The 17,955-nt window shown below is 50.9% G+C and carries 16 protein-coding genes and 1 tRNA gene; 13 read left to right on the top strand and 4 right to left on the bottom strand.

The genetic code is table 11. From position 1 onward, the window contains the following. Positions 1-88: 88 nt before the first annotated feature. A complete protein-coding gene (gene gdhA, locus ATORI0001_RS01385; RefSeq protein WP_003148283.1) occupies positions 89-1,420 on the top strand; it encodes an NADP-specific glutamate dehydrogenase in 1,332 nt (443 codons plus the stop codon). A 12-nt stretch (positions 1,421-1,432) separates the two neighbouring features. Here gdhA and ATORI0001_RS01380 read toward each other — a convergent pair whose 3' ends face one another. Next, positions 1,433-2,029: a DNA-3-methyladenine glycosylase gene (locus ATORI0001_RS01380; RefSeq protein ID WP_003148207.1), complete on the bottom strand. Its 597-nt coding sequence runs from the start codon at positions 2,027-2,029 to the stop codon at positions 1,433-1,435. Positions 2,030-2,235: 206 nt separating this feature from the next. On the opposite strand from ATORI0001_RS01380, the gene ATORI0001_RS01375 reads away from it, so the two are divergent. The 4 genes from ATORI0001_RS01375 (at position 2,236) to clpX (ending at position 5,857) form a co-directional block, all read left to right on the top strand. Next, positions 2,236-2,321, top strand: a tRNA-Leu gene (locus ATORI0001_RS01375). A gap of 62 nt (positions 2,322-2,383) precedes the next feature. Further along, positions 2,384-3,823, top strand: a complete 1,440-nt coding sequence (gene tig, locus ATORI0001_RS01370; protein WP_003148250.1) for a trigger factor — start codon at positions 2,384-2,386, stop codon at positions 3,821-3,823. Positions 3,824-3,917: 94 nt separating this feature from the next. Beyond that, positions 3,918-4,538: an ATP-dependent Clp protease proteolytic subunit gene (locus tag ATORI0001_RS01365; protein WP_003148551.1), complete on the top strand. Its 621-nt coding sequence runs from the start codon at positions 3,918-3,920 to the stop codon at positions 4,536-4,538. 11 nt (positions 4,539-4,549) lie between these two features. Continuing rightward, positions 4,550-5,857, top strand: a complete 1,308-nt coding sequence (clpX, locus tag ATORI0001_RS01360) for an ATP-dependent Clp protease ATP-binding subunit ClpX (protein ID WP_003148639.1) — start codon at positions 4,550-4,552, stop codon at positions 5,855-5,857. 112 nt (positions 5,858-5,969) lie between these two features. Here the strand turns inward: clpX and ATORI0001_RS01355 are convergent, their stop codons facing one another. The 3 genes from ATORI0001_RS01355 to ATORI0001_RS01345 are packed head-to-tail and all read right to left on the bottom strand — an operon-like array spanning position 5,970 to position 10,058. After that, positions 5,970-7,721 (bottom strand): UDP-glucose--hexose-1-phosphate uridylyltransferase, encoded by a 1,752-nt coding sequence (locus ATORI0001_RS01355; RefSeq protein WP_003148426.1) that lies wholly within the window; start codon positions 7,719-7,721, stop codon positions 5,970-5,972. Continuing rightward, the gene (locus tag ATORI0001_RS01350) at positions 7,712-8,920 is read right to left on the bottom strand and encodes a galactokinase (protein WP_003148567.1); all 1,209 of its coding nucleotides are present in this window, start codon (positions 8,918-8,920) and stop codon (positions 7,712-7,714) included. The genes ATORI0001_RS01355 and ATORI0001_RS01350 overlap by 10 nt, the downstream gene beginning before the upstream one ends. Before the next feature lie 55 nt (positions 8,921-8,975). Then, complete coding sequence (locus ATORI0001_RS01345) at positions 8,976-10,058, bottom strand: aldose epimerase family protein (protein ID WP_040324411.1); 1,083 nt, start codon at positions 10,056-10,058, stop codon at positions 8,976-8,978. Between the two features lie 227 nt (positions 10,059-10,285). Between ATORI0001_RS01345 and ATORI0001_RS01340 the strand changes: the two genes are divergently transcribed. From ATORI0001_RS01340 to pyrF, 8 genes are all read left to right on the top strand, one after another. Further along, entirely contained in the window at positions 10,286-11,302 is a 1,017-nt protein-coding gene (locus ATORI0001_RS01340; protein WP_003148634.1) for a LacI family DNA-binding transcriptional regulator, read from the top strand. Positions 11,303-11,393: 91 nt separating this feature from the next. Continuing rightward, a complete protein-coding gene (locus ATORI0001_RS01335) occupies positions 11,394-12,500 on the top strand; it encodes an ABC transporter ATP-binding protein (protein WP_003148216.1) in 1,107 nt (368 codons plus the stop codon). A gap of 190 nt (positions 12,501-12,690) precedes the next feature. Beyond that, positions 12,691-13,266 (top strand): bifunctional pyr operon transcriptional regulator/uracil phosphoribosyltransferase PyrR, encoded by a 576-nt coding sequence (pyrR, locus tag ATORI0001_RS01330; protein ID WP_003148182.1) that lies wholly within the window; start codon positions 12,691-12,693, stop codon positions 13,264-13,266. Continuing rightward, positions 13,267-14,202 (top strand): aspartate carbamoyltransferase catalytic subunit, encoded by a 936-nt coding sequence (locus tag ATORI0001_RS01325; protein WP_003148139.1) that lies wholly within the window; start codon positions 13,267-13,269, stop codon positions 14,200-14,202. Beyond that, complete coding sequence (locus ATORI0001_RS01320; protein WP_003148145.1) at positions 14,186-15,493, top strand: dihydroorotase; 1,308 nt, start codon at positions 14,186-14,188, stop codon at positions 15,491-15,493. Before ATORI0001_RS01325 ends, ATORI0001_RS01320 begins: the two co-directional genes overlap by 17 nt. Next, positions 15,493-16,287, top strand: a complete 795-nt coding sequence (locus tag ATORI0001_RS01315; RefSeq protein WP_003148229.1) for a dihydroorotate dehydrogenase electron transfer subunit — start codon at positions 15,493-15,495, stop codon at positions 16,285-16,287. The genes ATORI0001_RS01320 and ATORI0001_RS01315 overlap by 1 nt, the downstream gene beginning before the upstream one ends. After that, positions 16,281-17,207 (top strand): dihydroorotate dehydrogenase, encoded by a 927-nt coding sequence (locus ATORI0001_RS01310; RefSeq protein WP_003148646.1) that lies wholly within the window; start codon positions 16,281-16,283, stop codon positions 17,205-17,207. Before ATORI0001_RS01315 ends, ATORI0001_RS01310 begins: the two co-directional genes overlap by 7 nt. Then, complete coding sequence (gene pyrF / locus ATORI0001_RS01305) at positions 17,201-17,929, top strand: orotidine-5'-phosphate decarboxylase (RefSeq protein ID WP_003148759.1); 729 nt, start codon at positions 17,201-17,203, stop codon at positions 17,927-17,929. Before ATORI0001_RS01310 ends, pyrF begins: the two co-directional genes overlap by 7 nt. Positions 17,930-17,955: the final 26 nt, after the last annotated feature.

Raw genomic sequence — 17,955 nt, 5'->3', positions numbered from 1 at the left:
TGTTTTCATTTTGTTTCAACTTGGTAAGAAAAGCGATTTTCTCGACACATAGACGTATTCTGTTTACAACACATATGAAGGGAGCACTATGAGTTATTCCGAGAAGATCATTGCTGAGCTGGAGAAGCGTTATGCGGATCAGCCAGAATTTATTCAAGCAGCGCGTGAGGTTCTGACAACCATTCAGCCTGCTCTTGATGCACATCCTGAGTATGAACGAGTGTCATTGCTTGAGCGTTTGGTGGAGCCCGAGCGTATCATCATGTTCCGTGTTCCTTGGGTTGACGATGCCGGAAAGGTTCAGGTAAATCGCGGATATCGTATTGAGTTCAATTCAGCAATCGGACCGTATAAGGGCGGGCTGCGCTTGCACCCCTCCGTCAACCTTTCAATCCTAAAATTCCTTGGGTTTGAGCAGATTTTCAAGAACTCCTTGACCACGCTCCCCATGGGTGGTGGCAAGGGAGGTTCTGACTTTGACCCCAAGGGCAAGTCCGATAGAGAAGTGATGGCATTTTGTCAGTCGTTTATGACGGAGCTCTATCGCCATATTGGTCCTAACACCGATGTTCCCGCCGGTGACATCGGCACCGGTGCACGTGAGATTGGCTATATGTTTGGCCAGTATAAGCGCTTGCGCAATGAGTGGTCGGGAGTACTTACCGGTAAGGGTCTTCCGTTTGGAGGCTCTCTTGCGCGTACGGAGGCAACCGGCTACGGTGCGGTTTATTTCCTCACACACATGCTTGCCGAGAAGAGCGAGACGCTCAATGGTAAGACGGTCTGCATTTCAGGTTCCGGAAACGTCGCCATTTACGCCGCTCAAAAAGCACAACAGTTGGGCGCCAAAGTTGTCACCGTTTCTGATTCTTCCGGCTACGTATACGATCCTGATGGTATTGACATTGAGCTTCTGAAAGATGTCAAGGAGGTGCGCCGCGCTCGCATCAGAGAGTATGCCGAGGCTCGTACCAGTGCAATCTATCACGAGGGCGAGCGTCCGTGGGGTGAGACGTGCGACATTGCCATGCCTTGCGCAACACAAAATGAGCTGGAACTTACAGACGCTCAGAAGTTGGTTTCTGGTGGTACGCGTTTTGTTGTTGAAGGTGCCAATATGCCTACGACACTCGAAGCAACCAATTACCTAGTTGAGAATGGCGTGTTCTTTGCACCCGGCAAAGCTGCCAACGCCGGAGGCGTCTCCGTATCGGGCCTTGAGATGTCTCAGAATGCCGAACATCTTTCATGGACCTTTGATGAGGTTGATTCAAAGCTTCAAGATATCATGGCAAACATTTACACTGCCGCATCTGAGGCTGCCGAGAAGTACGGACATCCCGGCAATCTTATCTTTGGCGCTAATATCGCAGGCTTCTTGAAGGTCGCTGATGCCATGATGGCTCAGGGTGTGTGCTAGAAGCGAGGGGAACTACTTTGATACAAAGGGGTTCCCCTCGATAGAAAATCTTCTCAGAGCATTGGCGTTTTTGCTGATACCAATACGTGGCGTTGCAATGATGCGTTCGCCGTCATGAAGAGGGTTGACAGAAAGCACAAGGGGAGTCTTGCGCAGATTATGCCCGTAGAGTGTACGATCAATGCTGAGGGCGGCACAAACTTTACCGGGACCATTGGTGAGATCGTAATCGCGTAGAGGATGTTTGCGAGTTTTACCGCTTTCACGGAGGGCGAGCATCGTTTCAATTCCCGAAATCGGTTCAACGGCTCGGATGAGCACACCGGAACCGTAGCCATCTTTGCTACAAACGACATTGCAGCAGAAATGCATCCCGTATGAAAGGTAGACGTAGAGATGGCCGGCTGGCCCGTACATGGCAGCGTTGCGTTTGGTTTTGCCACCGAACGCATGGCTGGCAGGATCACTCTCATCGTATGCTTCGGTTTCGACGATACGGGCAACTAAGGTGTGCTTCTCGCCGGCGTAAGTGATAGTGCGCGTAAATGTGTAGCCAAGTAATCTTTGTGCAACGACGTCGGCCGAGTCTTCGAGAAAGTCAGGAAACATGAACACCACCAAACAAAATACGTATTGCCTTCTGACATTTTAGGACGTTTAGTCGTTTGGATTTGGAACAACCGGTTGAACGTGCTTGGGAATTCCAATGAGATTGTAGTACGTAGGCGCTATATTGGTGAAAAATCAAGTGGTTTTACACTTCTCGACAGTGTAACGCTGGATGTTTGCTATTATTTCAAGGCTACGTGAATTTTGCGGGCGTGGCGGAACTGGCAGACGCGCTAGATTTAGGTTCTAGTGGACTGAGTCCATGGGGGTTCGATTCCCTCCGCCCGCACCACGGGCAACGTAGAAAGCCGCTGGTACATCCAGCACGTATAGGTTCGAGACACTGGAGGAACGTTGAACATCACCGTTACCGCTGACAAGCCAAAAGATCAGAAGCTTGCCGTTAAGGTCACCATTCCTGCTGCAGACGTTGACGCTGCGGTTAAGCAGGCTTACAAAGACATTGCTAATAAGTATTCCTTCCAGGGTTTTCGTAAGGGCAAAGCACCGCGTCCTGTTATTAATAGCGTTGTCGGCTATGATGCAGTGCTTGCTCAGGCAACCAATGATCTTCTCGGCACAGCAGAGCCTCAGGTATTTGAAGAGCTTGATCTTGTTCCCATCGGACGGGGAGATTATGGCAAGGATGATAATTTCGTAGAGGAGGGCAAGGATTACACCTATGAGGTAACCTTTAACGTCCGCCCTGACGCACAGCTTGATTCGTATGATGCACCGGCTATCACCATGCCGCCGGAAGAAGCAACCGATGCCGAGATTGATCGTCAGATCAAGACACTTTTGAGCTATCAGACTACCTATGAAGACACAAAGGAGAAGCGCGCCGCTAAAGAGGGCGATGTCATTTCCGTTGATGTTGAAAACATCGAAGGTGCTGCTCATATGGCAGGCGAGGGTCGCACCATTACGTTGGACGGCACTCAGATTCCGGAAGAGTTCCAGAAGGAGCTCATTGGCATGAAGCCCGGTGAAGAGAAGGAAATCAAGTGGACTCACAGCCATACCCATGGCGACGAGGTTCACTCACATGACTATGACATCAAGGTCAAATTTGTTGCTCATAAAAAGGCTGTTACGCCAGAGCTGACTGATGATTTGGCAAAGAAGAACTTTGGTTTCGATACTGTAGCCAAACTTCGCGATGCCGTTAAGGAAGAGATTGAAAACGATAAGAAAAACTCTCTTCCAACCCTCAAAGAAGATCGCGTTGTTGAAGAGATGGGTAAACGCCTGCAGCTTGATGAGGTCCCCGCTGAGTATAAAAATGAAATTTTCAACGAGATTGCACAGGAGTTCCTCAATAATCTACAGCGTCAAGGAGCAACCCTTGATATGTTCCTTGCTGCTCGCGGCATTAAGACCGATGACTTCATCAAAGACCTTCAGGAGCAGGCAGACGAGCGTGCTCGCCAGTCTCTAGCGCTTGATGCGGTTGCTCGCAACCAGGATATCAAAGCCACCGACGATGATGTCCGTGCTGAGTTTGAGAAGGCAGGAGTCAAGGATGTCGAAAAGACTATCGAGGAGTGGAGAAGCGCTGGCCGTCTTCCTGCCATACGTGAGTCTATCCGTCGCTCCAAGGCACTCGATTGGCTCCGCGATAATGCTCAGGTTACCGTAAAGGATGAGATTGCCGAGCAGGACGCTGAAGCCGCAAAGAAAGAAGCCGAGAAGAAGCCCGCCAAGAAGACCGCTGCCAAAAAGTCAACTAAGAAGGAAACAAAAGAATCCAAGGCAGATGCAGACAAAGCAGACGAAAAAGACGCTCAGTAAAGAGAATCTGCTTAGATAGATTTTATACCCCGGGATAGAATATAGTGTCTCGGGGTATCCTTTTAGAGACTGATTGTATACACAAGGAGGATGCATGAACGTTCCAACAAACACTCCGCTCATTCCATATGTTATCGAGCAGACTCCCCGCGGCGAGCGCAGCTATGATATTTATTCTCGGTTGCTCAATGACCGTATCGTATTTCTCGGTGAGCCCGTGACACGAGATTCCGCAAACCTCGTTATTGCACAGCTCCTCCATCTTGAAAGCCAGGATCCCGAGAAGGACATTTCACTCTACATTGATTCTCCTGGCGGAGATGTGTACGCCGGTCTGGGCATTCTTGATACGATGAACTTTATCAAGCCCGATGTTTCAACTATTTGCGTGGGTATGGCAGCTTCAATGGCCGCCGTTCTTCTCGCCGCCGGTGCAAAGGGAAAACGTTTGGCACTTCCAAACTCCATGGTTTTGATCCATCAGCCGTCAAGTGGTGTCCAAGGTCAGCAAACCGATATTCAAATTGTTGCCGATGAGACAAAGTGGCTTCGCCAGCACCTTAATGAACTTCTTTCAGAGTATACCGGGCAGCCGCTTGAGAAAGTAAACGTTGATACCGAGCGTGACAATTATATGCGCGCCCAAGAGGCAGCTGATTATGGCCTTGTGGATCGCGTTATTTCTTCCCGTAACGATCAATCAAAGGCTGAGTAAGGGGCTTTTTAATGTCAAAAAAGCAAGGTTTCCCCTTTGATGACCAAGAGATGCGTTGTACCTTCTGTGGCAAGAGTCGCAGTCAGGTAAACAAGCTCATTCAAGGTCCGGATGGTGTTTGTATCTGCGATGAGTGCGTGCGCACTTGTAGCGACATGATTAACGATTCGTTTGAGCTTGAGCTTGAAGAAGCCGAGCGTAGTGATGCCACCTCAGACGAGCCTCTCATTAAGAACCTCCCTACGCCTCATGAGATTTATGACGAGTTGTCGCAGTATGTTATGGGTCAGGAAGACGCCAAGCGGGCTATGTCCGTTGCGGTATACAACCACTATCGCCGCATTCTCTCAGGCAATGATGAGCCCGCTGAGGGCGATGAGGACGTTGAGATTGCAAAGTCAAACATTTTGCTGCTTGGACCTACCGGTACCGGCAAGACCTTGCTTGCTCAGACACTTGCCCGCTTTTTGGAGGTTCCTTTTGCCATTGCCGACGCCACCACGCTTACGGAAGCCGGTTATGTTGGCGAGGACGTTGAAAACATTCTTCTGAAACTCATCACGGCGGCTGACGGAAACGTTGAGCGTGCGCAGGTTGGCATTGTTTACATCGACGAGATTGACAAAATTGCTCGTAAGGCGGAAAACCTCTCCATTACCCGAGATGTTTCCGGTGAGGGAGTTCAACAAGCGCTCCTGAAGATTCTGGAGGGAACTGAGGCGAGTGTGCCTCCAACAGGCGGTCGCAAGCACCCTCAACAGGAGCTTATTCACATTGATACCACCAACATCCTCTTTATCTGTGGCGGAGCCTTTGTTGGTCTCGATAAGATTATTGCGGATCGTATCGGTAAGAAGGGCATCGGGTTTAACTCTCATGTTGCTGAGCGCTTTGACCAAGGCGAGTCTGATCTTATCGCTAAGGTGATGCCTCAGGACTTGCATAAGTTTGGCATGATACCCGAGCTTCTCGGCCGTATTCCCGTCATTACCTCTACGCGAGAACTGGGTGAAGACGATCTCGTAAGCATTTTGACTGAGCCCAAGAATGCTCTTGTCAAGCAATACCGTCGTATGTTTGAGCTTGAGGGCGTTGATCTTGAGTTTACCGATGAAGCTCTTCGGGAGATTTCCCGCAAGGCTCTGGAGCGTGGTACCGGTGCCCGTGGTTTGCGTGCCATTTGCGAATCCACTCTTCAAGAGACTATGTTTGATTTGCCGTCTGACTTGGATATTACGCGGGTTGTGGTGACTCCGGAAAGCGTTGGTGGCGAGAAGTCTCCTGAGCTGGTGAAGGGCAAAAAGAAAGATCACGACTAAGCTTACACTGCAGCTAAGTTCGAAGTTTGGTTTTAAATTCACCTCTGAAATGGTGTTCAGAGATAAAATCCACTCCAAAGCATTTTGGAGTGGATTTTGTAGTGTGAGAAAATCATGACGTGAGAAGTACCTCAATGAAGCGGCGTTGTCCTTCTCGACCGGCCGTGTCCCATTTGAAGACCTCCGCATCTTCCAGGACATGTCCAAAGACTTTTCCTACCTCGTCGTGGAGAATCTCTTCAATGTGTCCGGGGTTTTGCGCGATGTCTTGTTTGCGACGGCGGAATAATTCAAGGGCCCATGGCGCGTGAGAGACTGTTTCAGGGGTGGCGAGAAGCGCTGCGTTGAGGGCTTCTTCATCGTTTGTTTCCACGGCGGACAAAAGTGCCTTTCCAACTGCATTGAGTTCTTTTGCAAGGCGCGGAGGAAGAATGGCCAGACCCATGGCTTCAATAAGGCCGATGTTTTCCTTTTTGATGTGATGGTACTCAGCGTGAGGGTGAAATACACCCAGCGGATGCTCGTCTGAGGTGATGTTGCAACGCAGTATGAGATAGACCTCATAGTGGGAATTAACGCGGCGTACGACAGGGGTTACCGTATTATGAGGCGTTCCGTCCGCAGAGTGAGCGATGATTCCAACAGACGCGTCCGAGTATGCTCTCCACGTTGCGATAGTATGATCGGACGCATCGAGAAGAGCTTTTTTGTTGGAAGAAGTAAGCCGTACTACGGAAAGCGGCCACGTGAGGATTTCTCCTTTTACATCAGGATATTTGTGGAAGCCAAAGGTTTCTGAGACATCGGCTTTCATAAGGGGAAATTCGTGCGCACCACCTTGGAAGTGATCGTGGCTGAGAATGGATCCTCCCACAATAGGCAAGTCGGCATTGGAGCCAACGAAGTAATGGGGGAGGAAGTCAACAAAATCAAATAAGCACTCAAGGGCACTGCGATCAATATGCATGAGGCGATGATGAGCGCTCATGGCGATGCAATGTTCGGTAAAGTATGCGTATGGGCTGTATTGAAGTCCCCAACGCTCGCCGCCAAGCTCAATGGGAATGATGCGCAAGTTCTGACGAGCTGGATGAGCTCCAAAAGCGGAAGAAGCGTCTCGCCCCGAGTAGCCTTCATTTTCAATACACAGCTGGCAGGCGGGGTATTTCTCGCCGGAACATTGTGCGGTTCCCGCGGTCTTTGCGGCTCCTGAGACTCCCGCATTACCCGTAGTTTTTGCAGCCGCAGCGGCTCCTGCGGCCGCTATTTCACGAGGGTCTTTTTCAGGCTTGGAGAGGTTGATTGTGATTTCCAAGTCTTTCCACTTCGTGGGGGTTGTCCATTGAATATTTCGTGCGATGGCTTCTCGTCTGACATACCCTGCATCGCAGCTTAACCGATAGAAATAGTCGGTTGCGGCTTTGGGGGAGTTTTTTTCATAGAGAGCTCGGAACGTCCGGAAAATATCGGAAGGCTTTGGCATCAGGATGCCCATGATACGCATGGATATGCGATCGCGTCCGGCAGCGGTGTCTTCTTCCTTTCCATTTAAGACGGCTGCGCGTGCAAGAAGCGCCAACATATCTTTCAAATCAAATGTATCCGCAGATGCCCCCGCATGCCCGCCACACGAATCTTTTTCCGCAAGTACCCAAGTCTCATCAGGTGCCGGTCCTTCGGCTCCAATGAGATCAAGCACAAGGTTGTAACTCCATATACGATCGTTCCAGCCGATAAGATCTGTCAAGACAGCATAGTCAATCAGTTTTTGAACGGTTTGCGCGATGGCTCTTTCAGCGTGGATGTCCTTCTCGACATCGATGTCCTCTTCGGCGTTATCGGTTTTTTCGGTATTTACAGCCATTGTGCCCAAGCTCCTTCCTCAGAGATTGCGTAGCGCTGACATGCGTTGTCGCCAAACCAAGTGTTCATCTCCTCTGTAAAGGTCTCGACAATATCAAGCGGCACGAAGCACTGGACGGAGCCGCCAAAGCCGCCTCCGTGGATGCGTAGAGCTCCGCGACCGTCCAATATATGCTCGGCAAGGCCGAGAGCAAGCATGGCGGGCTGGAAGCTGCCGGCAGTGGAAACATTTTGTAAATACATGGCAGAACTCGCGCCGGATGCACGGGTAAGAGAAAGAAACTCACGAATGTCTGCGTGGGTAAGTGCACTCCAGCGCTTATCGACAAGGTCATTTTCGTACCAGTAGTGAATGGCGCGAAGTAAGGCTCGATCTCCCAGTTTCTCGCGAAGCTCTACGACGCGATCGTTAAAGTTTTTGGAGTCTACTTCACAGAGACGCGCTTTTCCAAACTCGGCGGCTACTTTCTGCATTTCAACGGGAACGGCGGCGTATTCATCGGTAAAGAGAACATGATCGGAGCCAACGTCAATAAGACACAACGCATATCCGTAGTCCTCAAAGTTATAGTCAAGTTTGGCAGTCTTAGGAGCTGCGGGATCTTCAAAATCCATAAACGCAAGGCCGCCCATGCAAACGGAAAGCTGATCCATAAGGCCGCTGGGCTTGCCAAAATACTCATTTTCAGAGAACTTGCAAGCAAGAGCCAAATCAACGGGGGAGAGTTCAGGGCCCTCCCAAAGCGCTTCCATGGCGCGTCCCAAAGCCGCTTCAATGGCTGCAGAAGAAGAGAGTCCGCCGCCTCCGGGAACGGTGCTGGTAAGTGCAATATCAAATCCCCGTGGGGTAAAGCCCCGGTTGACCAGTGCCACAAGCATTCCGCGGGTAATGCCGATGGTTGAAAGATATTCGTCCGTATTCTTCTCTTGCTCAGAAACGGTAATTTCAAAGGATTCGTATCCTTCACTTGCCACGCGGATCATATCGGTGTTATTGGGCGCTGCAATGCCGTCAATTGAGACATTGAGTGCGCCTGCAATAACGTGACCTCCCTCATGATCGGTATGGTTGCCGGCAATCTCCGAACGACCGGGAGCATGAACGGCAAGATATGTTTGACGGGTGCCAAATTGTTTTTCAAAAAGCGCCTTGGCAACTTCGAGGCGACTGCTGAGACGCGGGCTAATCTGGTGGGTCATAAAAATTCCTTTACGACGGGGCTGATATGCCAAAATCAAATCATGTACGCACGGCTTATGAACGCATGGGCTCTTCTCGCGGGCGGATACGATAGACGATCGACTCTATATACGGATGGTCTGCGTCACAGCATGATTGGCTCCATGAAGGATGATGGATAAAGTCGGGATAGAATTCCGGCTCAAAAGCAAAGCCGTCGTTTGGTCCGTAAACGGCTCCGTCTTTGGCGTTTATATCGCCAAGCCAGTTTCCGGTGTAGAAGTGAGCTCCCGGAGTTGTGAGCAAAATAGTGAGCTCTGCTTTTGTTCCGGTGGCGAGAAGCGCAAGACGCGGCTCCCCCTGTGGCGTATATCCATCAATGCAGAAGCAGTGGTCATATCCATGAGCCCGGTGGATTTGCTCGTTATCGGCGTCAATGTCTTTTCCGATGTACTTTGGCGCTCTAAAGTCAAACGGAGTTTCTGCAACCGGTGCCATAACACCTTGCGATACGCAATCTTCGCGAAGGGGAAGGTAGGTATCTGCGGTAATTTGAACAAGATGATTGCGTACGGTGCCGCGATCGTGTCCCGATAAATTAAAGTAGGTATGATTGGTCATATTGACCAGCGTTGGCATATCTGAAGTACAGCTATAGGTGAGAAGAAGCTCGGCTCCTTCAGGTATTTCTTTAAGCGTATAGCGTGCGTGTAAAGAGCGGTTGCCGGGAAGACCAAAGGTGCCGTCGTCAAGACGGAGGCTAAATACGACGGAATTTGCCTCTTCGTCAATTTCAGCATCCCAAAGACGTTTGTGCAGACCGTGTTCAAGATCAGTGTGAAGGTTGTTCTGCTTTGTGGGCCCGTCGTTTTTTGGAAGATGATAGATGTGTCCGGCGAGAGGAACTTCTGCTTTATCGGTACGGTTGGCCGAAGGCCCCACCGTCATTCCGTAGCAAGCCGGATTGTCAAAATAATCCTCCAGTTTGTCAAAGCCCAAAACAATGTCGCTTTTTTTGCCGGCGGCGTCTGGAATGGATATTGAAGTAATGGCAGCACCAAAGTCAGTAAGTACAACCTCTTGAGATCCGGCGGCAAGCGTATAGGTATATGCCAGAAGACCATCGGGCGTTGTTCCAAATAATGTGCGAGAAATCATGACACCTCCCAGTACATAACCTGTATATATCTCAAGTATAGCCATGATGTTAACGTACTCAAATACTTTGCGGTGAACGGAATCTTTTTCGAGTGCAGCGGTATATTTTCGATAAGCGGTCGGTCGAGAACTGCAAGCGGTACACAATATCAAACGCAACGAAAATTTTTGATAATGAACAACCGCATTGTTATTATGGGTTCGTTAACATTCGGAGGTGGTAGCACATGGCGAGACGATCGCTTGAGAAAAAGCGCCCTATATCAATGGCAGATGTTGCGCGGGAGGCGGGTGTCTCGCAGCAGACGGTCTCTCGAGTGGCGAATGGATTATCAAATGTTAACGAAGATACACGAGTGCGTGTGCAAGCAGCCATGGCAAAGCTTGGATTTCGGCCAAACTTTGCCGGTCGTTCCCTCAGAAGTGGACAGTATAACTCGGTAGGACTTTGCCTGTATGATGTGCGTGAGTTTGGTAACTTAGCCACCGTAGACGGTATTCTCTCCGCTGCTCGCGAACACGGATATGCCATTACCATGATTGAAAATGTTGACGACAATCTTTCGCTAAAAGACGTTTCCCACAAAATCACCGAGCTTCCCGTTGACGGCATGATTATCAGCATGAGTCTCATGGCATCTGATTTTGATTCATTTAAGCCGCAACCCGGCATGGGAACCGTTCTTTTGAGCATGTATGAACATCCGTGCTGCACAACGGTGGAGTCGGATCAATATGGATGTTCATGGACGGTTGTTGAGTACTTGAAAAACGCAGGCCACAGAAATATCCGTTTTGTGGCAGGCCCTTCGTACTCAATCGATTCAAATTTCCGACAAAAAGGTTGGGAAGACGCTCTCGTGCATTTCGGCCTTCCGGTGGTGCAACCCCTTGCGGGTAATTGGTTGGCAGACAGCGGCTACGAAATAGGATGCAAGCTTTCAGCCGATACGGAAATGACGGCAATTTATTCGGCAAACGATCAGATGGCACTCGGTATTATTGCGGCGCTTCAAGATAGAGGCATTCGGGTTCCGGAAGATGTCAGTGTTGTCGGCGTTGATGATTCTCTTGAGGGGTATATCCCGCATTGCAATTTGACAACCATCCGCTTTGACCTTCTTAAACGCGGACGCACTGCCTTTGAACATGCACTCTTGGGGCGCAAACCGGGATATACGCCTGAGATCGTTCGTATTCCGGGGCGGCTTATCGTGCGAGATACCGTAAGGAATCTTCATTGAGAAATGCTCAAAAGACCTTCATGGGCAGCTCTTGTCGGTATGGTCTATACTCGATAGAGTTGTGTCGAGAGAGAGTAATCGTAGGAGCAATATGGGCAATTCACGTAAACCAGAGCTAACGTGGGATGTTAAGGTGTCACTGAGCGCCTATGAAGTGCGTGTTGGCGAGCCCATTGTTGCTACTCCGTGTATCGAAGGCGCAAATCCTGAAGGCTTTCGTTTCAACTATGTGTGGTCGCGAGACGATTGTTGGGAGGACGGTTGGTGGGATACGACGGAGCATGAGTTTGGAGGCTCCATTACCGACACCAGCTGGACCTATACGTTTGATGAGGCCGGTCGCTACCATCTCTACATCGATGCTTTTGATCCTAAGGGCAATCCGCAAACGGTGACGGCATGGGTTGTCGTAGCCGGAGAAAATGACTTCATGCGCCCCGCGCTTCCTTCCGAGGACGCGCAGACGGTAGTAAAAGTCGATCATGTCTGCGAAATTTTCAATATTGCGTCCGAGCAATACAATTCCTTGAAAGAGTACTTTATCGCCCTTGCCCACCATGAGCTTAATTTCAAGGAGTTTCGAGCCCTCGATGACATTAGCTTTGAGGTTAAGCGAGGAGAAGCCTTTGGCCTCGTGGGCACGAACGGATCCGGCAAGTCTACGATGCTCAAAATCATTGCCGGCGTTCTTGAACCGACAAAGGGATCCTGTGAGGTCATGGGAACCATTGCGCCGCTTATTGAACTTGGCGCCGGCTTTGATATGGAGCTGACCGCTAAGGAGAACATCTATCTTAACGGTGCGCTTTTGGGCTATAAAAAAGAATTTATTGACGAGCATTTTGATGATATCGTGAGCTTTGCGGAGCTTGAGGGCTTTATGGATATGCCGCTCAAAAATTACTCTTCAGGCATGGTGGCGAGAATTGCCTTTGCCATTGCAACCGTTACCGAGCCGGATGTGTTGATCGTTGACGAGACGCTTTCGGTAGGTGACTTCTTGTTCCAGCAAAAATGCGAGAAGCGCATCAAGGATCTCATTTCTTCCAACAACGTTACCGTTCTTCTCGTGAGCCACTCGATTGATTTGGTCCAGAGAATTTGCGACCGTGCCATTTGGATTGAAAAGGGAAAGCAGCGTATGCTTGGACCGGTAGATGAGGTCTGCGAAGCATACGAGCATCTCAAGCGCTCATGACAGAGAATGTCCCTAAGTGATGAATATAAGAGCTTCTCTGTGAATTTTCAGTCGGATTATGGCGTCCGTATGCTACACTCTTGCTGTCTTTAAACGTGGTACGAGATACCCGAAAGAAAAAAGAACTTTATATACTTTCCGGGATGTCTGTGCCGCGTGGTGGTCAGGCATCTTTTTTTGAGGAGGGTATATGGAGCAAACCATACCCAAGGCCGTTATCATGGACGATGCGGCTCTCTCGCGTGCCATTACTCGCATTGCTCATGAAATCATTGAGCATAACGAAGGCACCAAAAACATTGCGTTGGTGGGTATCATCCGCCGCGGTGAAACCATTGCAATGCGACTTGCTGATGAAATCCAAAAAATTGAAGGAGAGCGGCCTCAGATTGGCTCGCTTGATATCAGTTTTTATCGCGATGATGTACGGCGCAGCATTGCACCGGTGCTTCATGCAACCAATATTCCTTTTGAGATTAACGGTCGTGATATCGTACTGGTTGATGACGTACTCTATACCGGCCGCACCATCCGAGCCGCCCTTGATGCTCTGATGGATTATGGTCGTCCCAAAACGGTACAGTTGGCTGTTATTGTCGACAGAGGCCACCGCGAGCTTCCCATTCGCGCCGATTATGTAGGCAAAAATGTACCGTCTTCCCATGAGGAGATTGTTCGCGTTGAGGTCGAACCCATTGACTCTACAAATGAGGTATGCGTGTGGGACAAACGCCACACCGATGAAGCTAAAGGGGGCATGGAGTAAATGCTGTCAGTTAAACATCTTATTGATACCAACAGCCTGACTGCCGATGACATTACTCAGATTCTGGATACTGCAAAGGCATTTGAAGCCGTCAATAACCGTGATATCAAAAAGGTTCCCGCTCTTCGCGGACGTACCATTGTCAACCTTTTCCTTGAGCCCTCAACGCGTACGCGGTCTTCGTTTGAACTGGCCGAGAAGCGCCTCTCGGCGGACAGCTTGAATATGGGTGGTTCCACCTCGTCTGTCGTAAAAGGCGAGAGCCTTGCAGACACGATTCAAACTATCGATGCAATGAACGTAGACATGTTTGTATGCCGTGCGCGCCTGGCGGGTACGCCTCAGCGCATTACGGAAAACACCGACGCGATTGTGATCAATGCAGGTGACGGCAAACATCAACACCCCACACAGGCCATGCTTGACCTCTATACCATTCGTGAAAACTTCGGACATTTGGATGGCCTTAAGGTTGCCATTGTGGGCGATCTGTCGCACAGCCGCGTTGCAGGATCTCTTGCACCGGCGCTCAAGACCATGGGTGCTGAGGTAACGCTTGTGGGACCTCCTACGTTCCAAGTAGATGATCCCGAGTGGTTTGGTTGTCCTCAGACCGCTGATCTTGATGAAGTCATTCCTGAGATGGATGTCGTATACATGCTGCGCGTGCAGCTTGAGCGTATGGAAGGTGCCGCCATTCCTTCTCGCCGTGAGTACAACCGTCTCTTTGGTCTTGACGAGCGCCGCGCAAACCTCATGAAGCCCGAAGCGATTGTGTGCCATCCGGGACCCATGAACCGTGGTATGGAGATTAATACGGAGGTTGCCGACTCGGCTCGCTCGCGCATCCTCAATCAGGTTAATGCCGGTGTTTTGACTCGTATGGCTGCAATGTATCTACTGCTTGGAGGAGAATCTGATGGCCTATCTGCTTAAAGCTGCTCACGCAATTGACCCACAGCTCCATCTTGATGATATCTGTGACGTTTTGATTGAAGACGGAGAGATTGCTCAGATCGGAAAAGATCTTGCGACGCCAAAAGACGCCCGCGTCATTGATGCTGCGGGCAAGTATTTGGTGCCGGGTCTTGTTGATATGCACGTGCATTTTAGAGATCCTGGGTTTGAATATAAAGAGACCATCGAGACGGGTTCTCGGGCGGCGGTCCACGGTGGCTTTACCGATGTCGCTACCATGCCTAACACCAATCCGGTTACAGACACCGGAGCGGAGATTCGCTATCAGCTTGATCATGGGCGAGAAGTCGGTCTTGTACACATCCGTCCCATCGGAGCTCTCACCAAAGAATCAAAGGGTGAGACTTTGGCCGAGATTGGCGACATGGTCATGGAGGGCGCCTGTGCCTTTTCCGATGATGGCCATGGCGTACAGAGCGCCGGCATGATGCGCACCTGCATGGAGTACGTCTCGCAGTTCAATCGCGTCGTGGCGGCTCACTGCGAAGTTGAGTCCCTCTCCGCAAACGGCGTTATTAACGAGGGGAGAGCCAGTACGCGCCTTGGCATGTTTGGCTGGCCCGCACTCGCAGAAGAGTTGGAGATTTCCCGAGACATTGAGCTCTGCCGCTTGACGGGATGTCCTTTGCACATCTGCCATATCTCAACGGCACGCGGTGCTGATTTGGTGCGTCAGGCAAAGGCTGAGGGGCTGCCGGTTACCGCCGAGGTTTGTCCGCACCACCTCTTCTTAAACGAGGAAGACATCACGACCACCTATAACACCAATCTGAAGATGAATCCGCCACTCAGAACAGCCGATGATGCGCGCGCGCTTCAAGAGGCCGTTGTTGACGGCACCATCGACTGCATCGTGACTGACCATGCACCGCATGCGGCACACGAGAAGGACACCGAGTGGGAGATTGCCTACTTTGGCACCATTGGTCTTGAAACGTCACTGCCGCTGATGCTGACGCGTATGGTGGCATTAAACAAACTTTCATGGACCCGCCTGGTGGAGCTCATGGCGGTAAATCCCCGTCGGATTTTGCGTCTTGAGCCCATACGTCTTGAAGCCGGCTGTGCGGCGGACCTTACGCTTATTGATCCCAATCTCAAGATAGACGTTACCGAAGACTACTTTGAGAGCAAATCAAAGAACTCCGCGTTCATTGGCGAGAAGCTCTGCGGCGTGGCTACCGACGTCTTTGTCGGAGGTCGCCGTACGCTTGCGGAAGGCATTGTGACTCCTCAAGGAGAAAAGTAATGGCGCTTCGGGGAAAGGCACGCCTGTTTGACTTTACGATCGTCTCCAATTCTTTGGTGGCAGAAGATACGTATAAAGCAATCCTTTCTGCTCCCGGACTTGCTGACGTGCTGGAGCCGGGTCAGTTTGTAAATGTGAGGGTTCCTGGCGACTCAACGCACATCCTTAGGATTCCTCTGTCCTTCTCGCACGCTGATTGCGCTCATGAGACACTTGAACTCATCTATGCCACGGTAGGCGAGGGTACGCGCCGTCTTGCGTGCATGCAGCCGGGAGAGAGAAGCAATTTGGTGGCTCCCTGTGGAAAGCCATGGCGGATATCTGCGACTTCCACACGAACGGTGCTTGTTTCCGGGGGAGTTGGTATTACTCCGCTCATTGCGGCCGCTCGCGTACTTGCCGAGAAGGACATTGCCTTTGATGCGTGTATCGGAGCACAGACGGGCTCACGACTCTACGGTAAAGACGAACTTTTAGCACTTGGTGCAAAACACGTTATTGAGACAACCGATGACGGGTCTCGCGGTGTGAAGGGCTTGGTGATCGATGCTCTTTCCGAGCCGCTTTCACAAGGAGTTTGGGATGCGGTGTATACCTGCGGACCTGAGCCGATGATGCGAAGTGTTGCCCGTCTTGCGCACACATACAATGTTTCGTGCCAGGTGTCCATGGAGCGCATGATGAGCTGTGCCTTTGGGGCTTGTAATACCTGTAACGTTGCCCTTGCGCGTGGAGGGTATGCGTCTGCGTGCATGGACGGGCCCATCTTCGATGCAGAGGAGGTGGCATGGTGAGCGGCGTTGATATGGCGGTAAACCTTGGTGGCATTGCCATGAAAAATCCCATCAACACTGCGGCCGGTACGTTTGGATATGGCTGGCAGTTTGAGGGCTTTTACGACGTGTCACAACTTGGAGCCATTACCATGAAAGGTGTCGCCCGTGTGCCGTGGGACGGCAACCCTGCGCCTCGCATGTGTGAACTTACCAGCGGAATGATGAATTCCGTTGGTCTTGCAAATCCGGGTATTGACGCTTTTGTCGATCATGTTGGCTCGTATATGGATGAGCTTGAAAATCGCGGGACGCGCGTCATTATGCAGATGGCGGCTCATTCGGTGCAAGAGATGGTTGATGTCGTGGAGCGCACCGAAGAGCTTGCGCCGCATATCTCGGCCCTTGAACTTAACATCAGCTGTCCTAACCTGGCAAGGGGAGGTACGCCCCTTGGCGCTACGCCCCGGCAGGCCGCTGAGGTCATGCGCGCCGTGCGGCCTCTTACCACCCTTCCGCTTTTGGTTAAGATGGCTCCCGTTAATGTTGCCGAAATCGGTAGGGCACTTGAGGCGGAGGGAGCAAACGGGCTGACGCTCATAAACTCGCTCTCAGGAATGTCCATTGATGTTCATACGCGCCGCAGCCGTCTTTCCAAACCTACCGGGGGCATGAGCGGACCGCTTTGCCACAATGTTGCCGTCCGTATGGTTTGGGAGTGTGCACAGGCAGTGCGGATTCCTATCTGCGGTGTTGGCGGTGTTGAGACGGGCGAGGATGCTGCGGAGTTTATTCTTGCGGGCGCCACGGCGGTTTCTGTCGGTTCGGCAAATCTCTACGATCCCATGAGCGCTCCTCGGATTCTTGCGGAGCTTACGAAGTGGGCTGAATCACAGGGCGTATCCGATATACACGAATTGATTGGAGCTTTTGAATGCTAAGTGATACCGAGGCACGCAATGCGCTTATCGTGGCTCTTGACTGTGATCGTGTGCGAGCTCTTGAGCTTACCGATCTTCTCGCGGACCATGCCAGATGGGTCAAGGTTGGCATGACGTTGTTTTATCGATATGGCCCCGGTATTGTGCAAGAGATGAAGGACCGTGGATTCAACGTGTTTCTTGATCTTAAGGTGCATGATATTCCGTTTCAGGTTCATGGTGCGGTGCGCTCCGCGTCGCTCTCCGGGGCTGACATCATATCCATTCATGCACTTGGTGGATCCCACATGATTGCTTCCGGGAGAAGCGGTGCTGCGGAAGCTGCGGAGATACGCGGTGTGGGCGAAAAAGGCCGTACCAAGCTTGTGGCTATTTCGATTCTTACGAGTATGAATGAAGAGGATCTGTCTTCCATTGGCGTTCGTGATACGGTTGCAAGCGAGGTGGAGCGCCTTGCAAAGCTCTCGTATAGCGCTGGTGCGGATGGCCTTGTGTGCTCTGCTCAGGAAGCTTCTTCGATGCGTGAGATTTTGGGTCCGGAAGCGTTGATAATTACGCCGGGCATTCGACCAAGGGGTGCCGAGAAGGGCGACCAACAACGCACGGCAACTCCCGCATCAGCGATTGCGGCCGGTGCATCAAAACTCGTTATCGGCCGACCCATTACTGAAGCGAAAGATCCTTGTGCGACATTTGAAGAAATTGTAAATGAACTTATTTGAATGGGTTTCTAACATTTTTTATCGTA

Source organism: Lancefieldella rimae ATCC 49626, from assembly GCF_000174015.1.
Taxonomy (GTDB): Bacteria; Actinomycetota; Coriobacteriia; order Coriobacteriales; family Atopobiaceae; genus Lancefieldella; species Lancefieldella rimae.
The sequence above is the reverse complement of the archived record's forward strand: the minus strand, read 5'-3'. Positions and strand labels throughout refer to the sequence as shown.

Excerpts from the sequence above, each read along its gene's own strand:
- gdhA (WP_003148283.1), top strand. The coding sequence starts at position 89 with ATGAGTTATTCCGAGAAGATCATTGCTGAGCTGGAGAAGCGTTATGCG.
- ATORI0001_RS01310 (WP_003148646.1), top strand. The coding sequence starts at position 16,281 with ATGGTGAGCGGCGTTGATATGGCGGTAAACCTTGGTGGCATTGCCATG.
- ATORI0001_RS01350 (WP_003148567.1), bottom strand. The coding sequence starts at position 8,920 with ATGACCCACCAGATTAGCCCGCGTCTCAGCAGTCGCCTCGAAGTTGCC.
- ATORI0001_RS01355 (WP_003148426.1), bottom strand. The coding sequence starts at position 7,721 with ATGGCTGTAAATACCGAAAAAACCGATAACGCCGAAGAGGACATCGAT.
- pyrF (WP_003148759.1), top strand. The coding sequence starts at position 17,201 with ATGCTAAGTGATACCGAGGCACGCAATGCGCTTATCGTGGCTCTTGAC.
- ATORI0001_RS01320 (WP_003148145.1), top strand. The coding sequence starts at position 14,186 with ATGGCCTATCTGCTTAAAGCTGCTCACGCAATTGACCCACAGCTCCAT.
- ATORI0001_RS01345 (WP_040324411.1), bottom strand. The coding sequence starts at position 10,058 with ATGATTTCTCGCACATTATTTGGAACAACGCCCGATGGTCTTCTGGCA.
- ATORI0001_RS01315 (WP_003148229.1), top strand. The coding sequence starts at position 15,493 with ATGGCGCTTCGGGGAAAGGCACGCCTGTTTGACTTTACGATCGTCTCC.
- ATORI0001_RS01365 (WP_003148551.1), top strand. The coding sequence starts at position 3,918 with ATGAACGTTCCAACAAACACTCCGCTCATTCCATATGTTATCGAGCAG.
- ATORI0001_RS01335 (WP_003148216.1), top strand. The coding sequence starts at position 11,394 with ATGGGCAATTCACGTAAACCAGAGCTAACGTGGGATGTTAAGGTGTCA.
- ATORI0001_RS01325 (WP_003148139.1), top strand. The coding sequence starts at position 13,267 with ATGCTGTCAGTTAAACATCTTATTGATACCAACAGCCTGACTGCCGAT.
- pyrR (WP_003148182.1), top strand. The coding sequence starts at position 12,691 with ATGGAGCAAACCATACCCAAGGCCGTTATCATGGACGATGCGGCTCTC.
- clpX (WP_003148639.1), top strand. The coding sequence starts at position 4,550 with ATGTCAAAAAAGCAAGGTTTCCCCTTTGATGACCAAGAGATGCGTTGT.
- ATORI0001_RS01340 (WP_003148634.1), top strand. The coding sequence starts at position 10,286 with ATGGCGAGACGATCGCTTGAGAAAAAGCGCCCTATATCAATGGCAGAT.
- ATORI0001_RS01380 (WP_003148207.1), bottom strand. The coding sequence starts at position 2,029 with ATGTTTCCTGACTTTCTCGAAGACTCGGCCGACGTCGTTGCACAAAGA.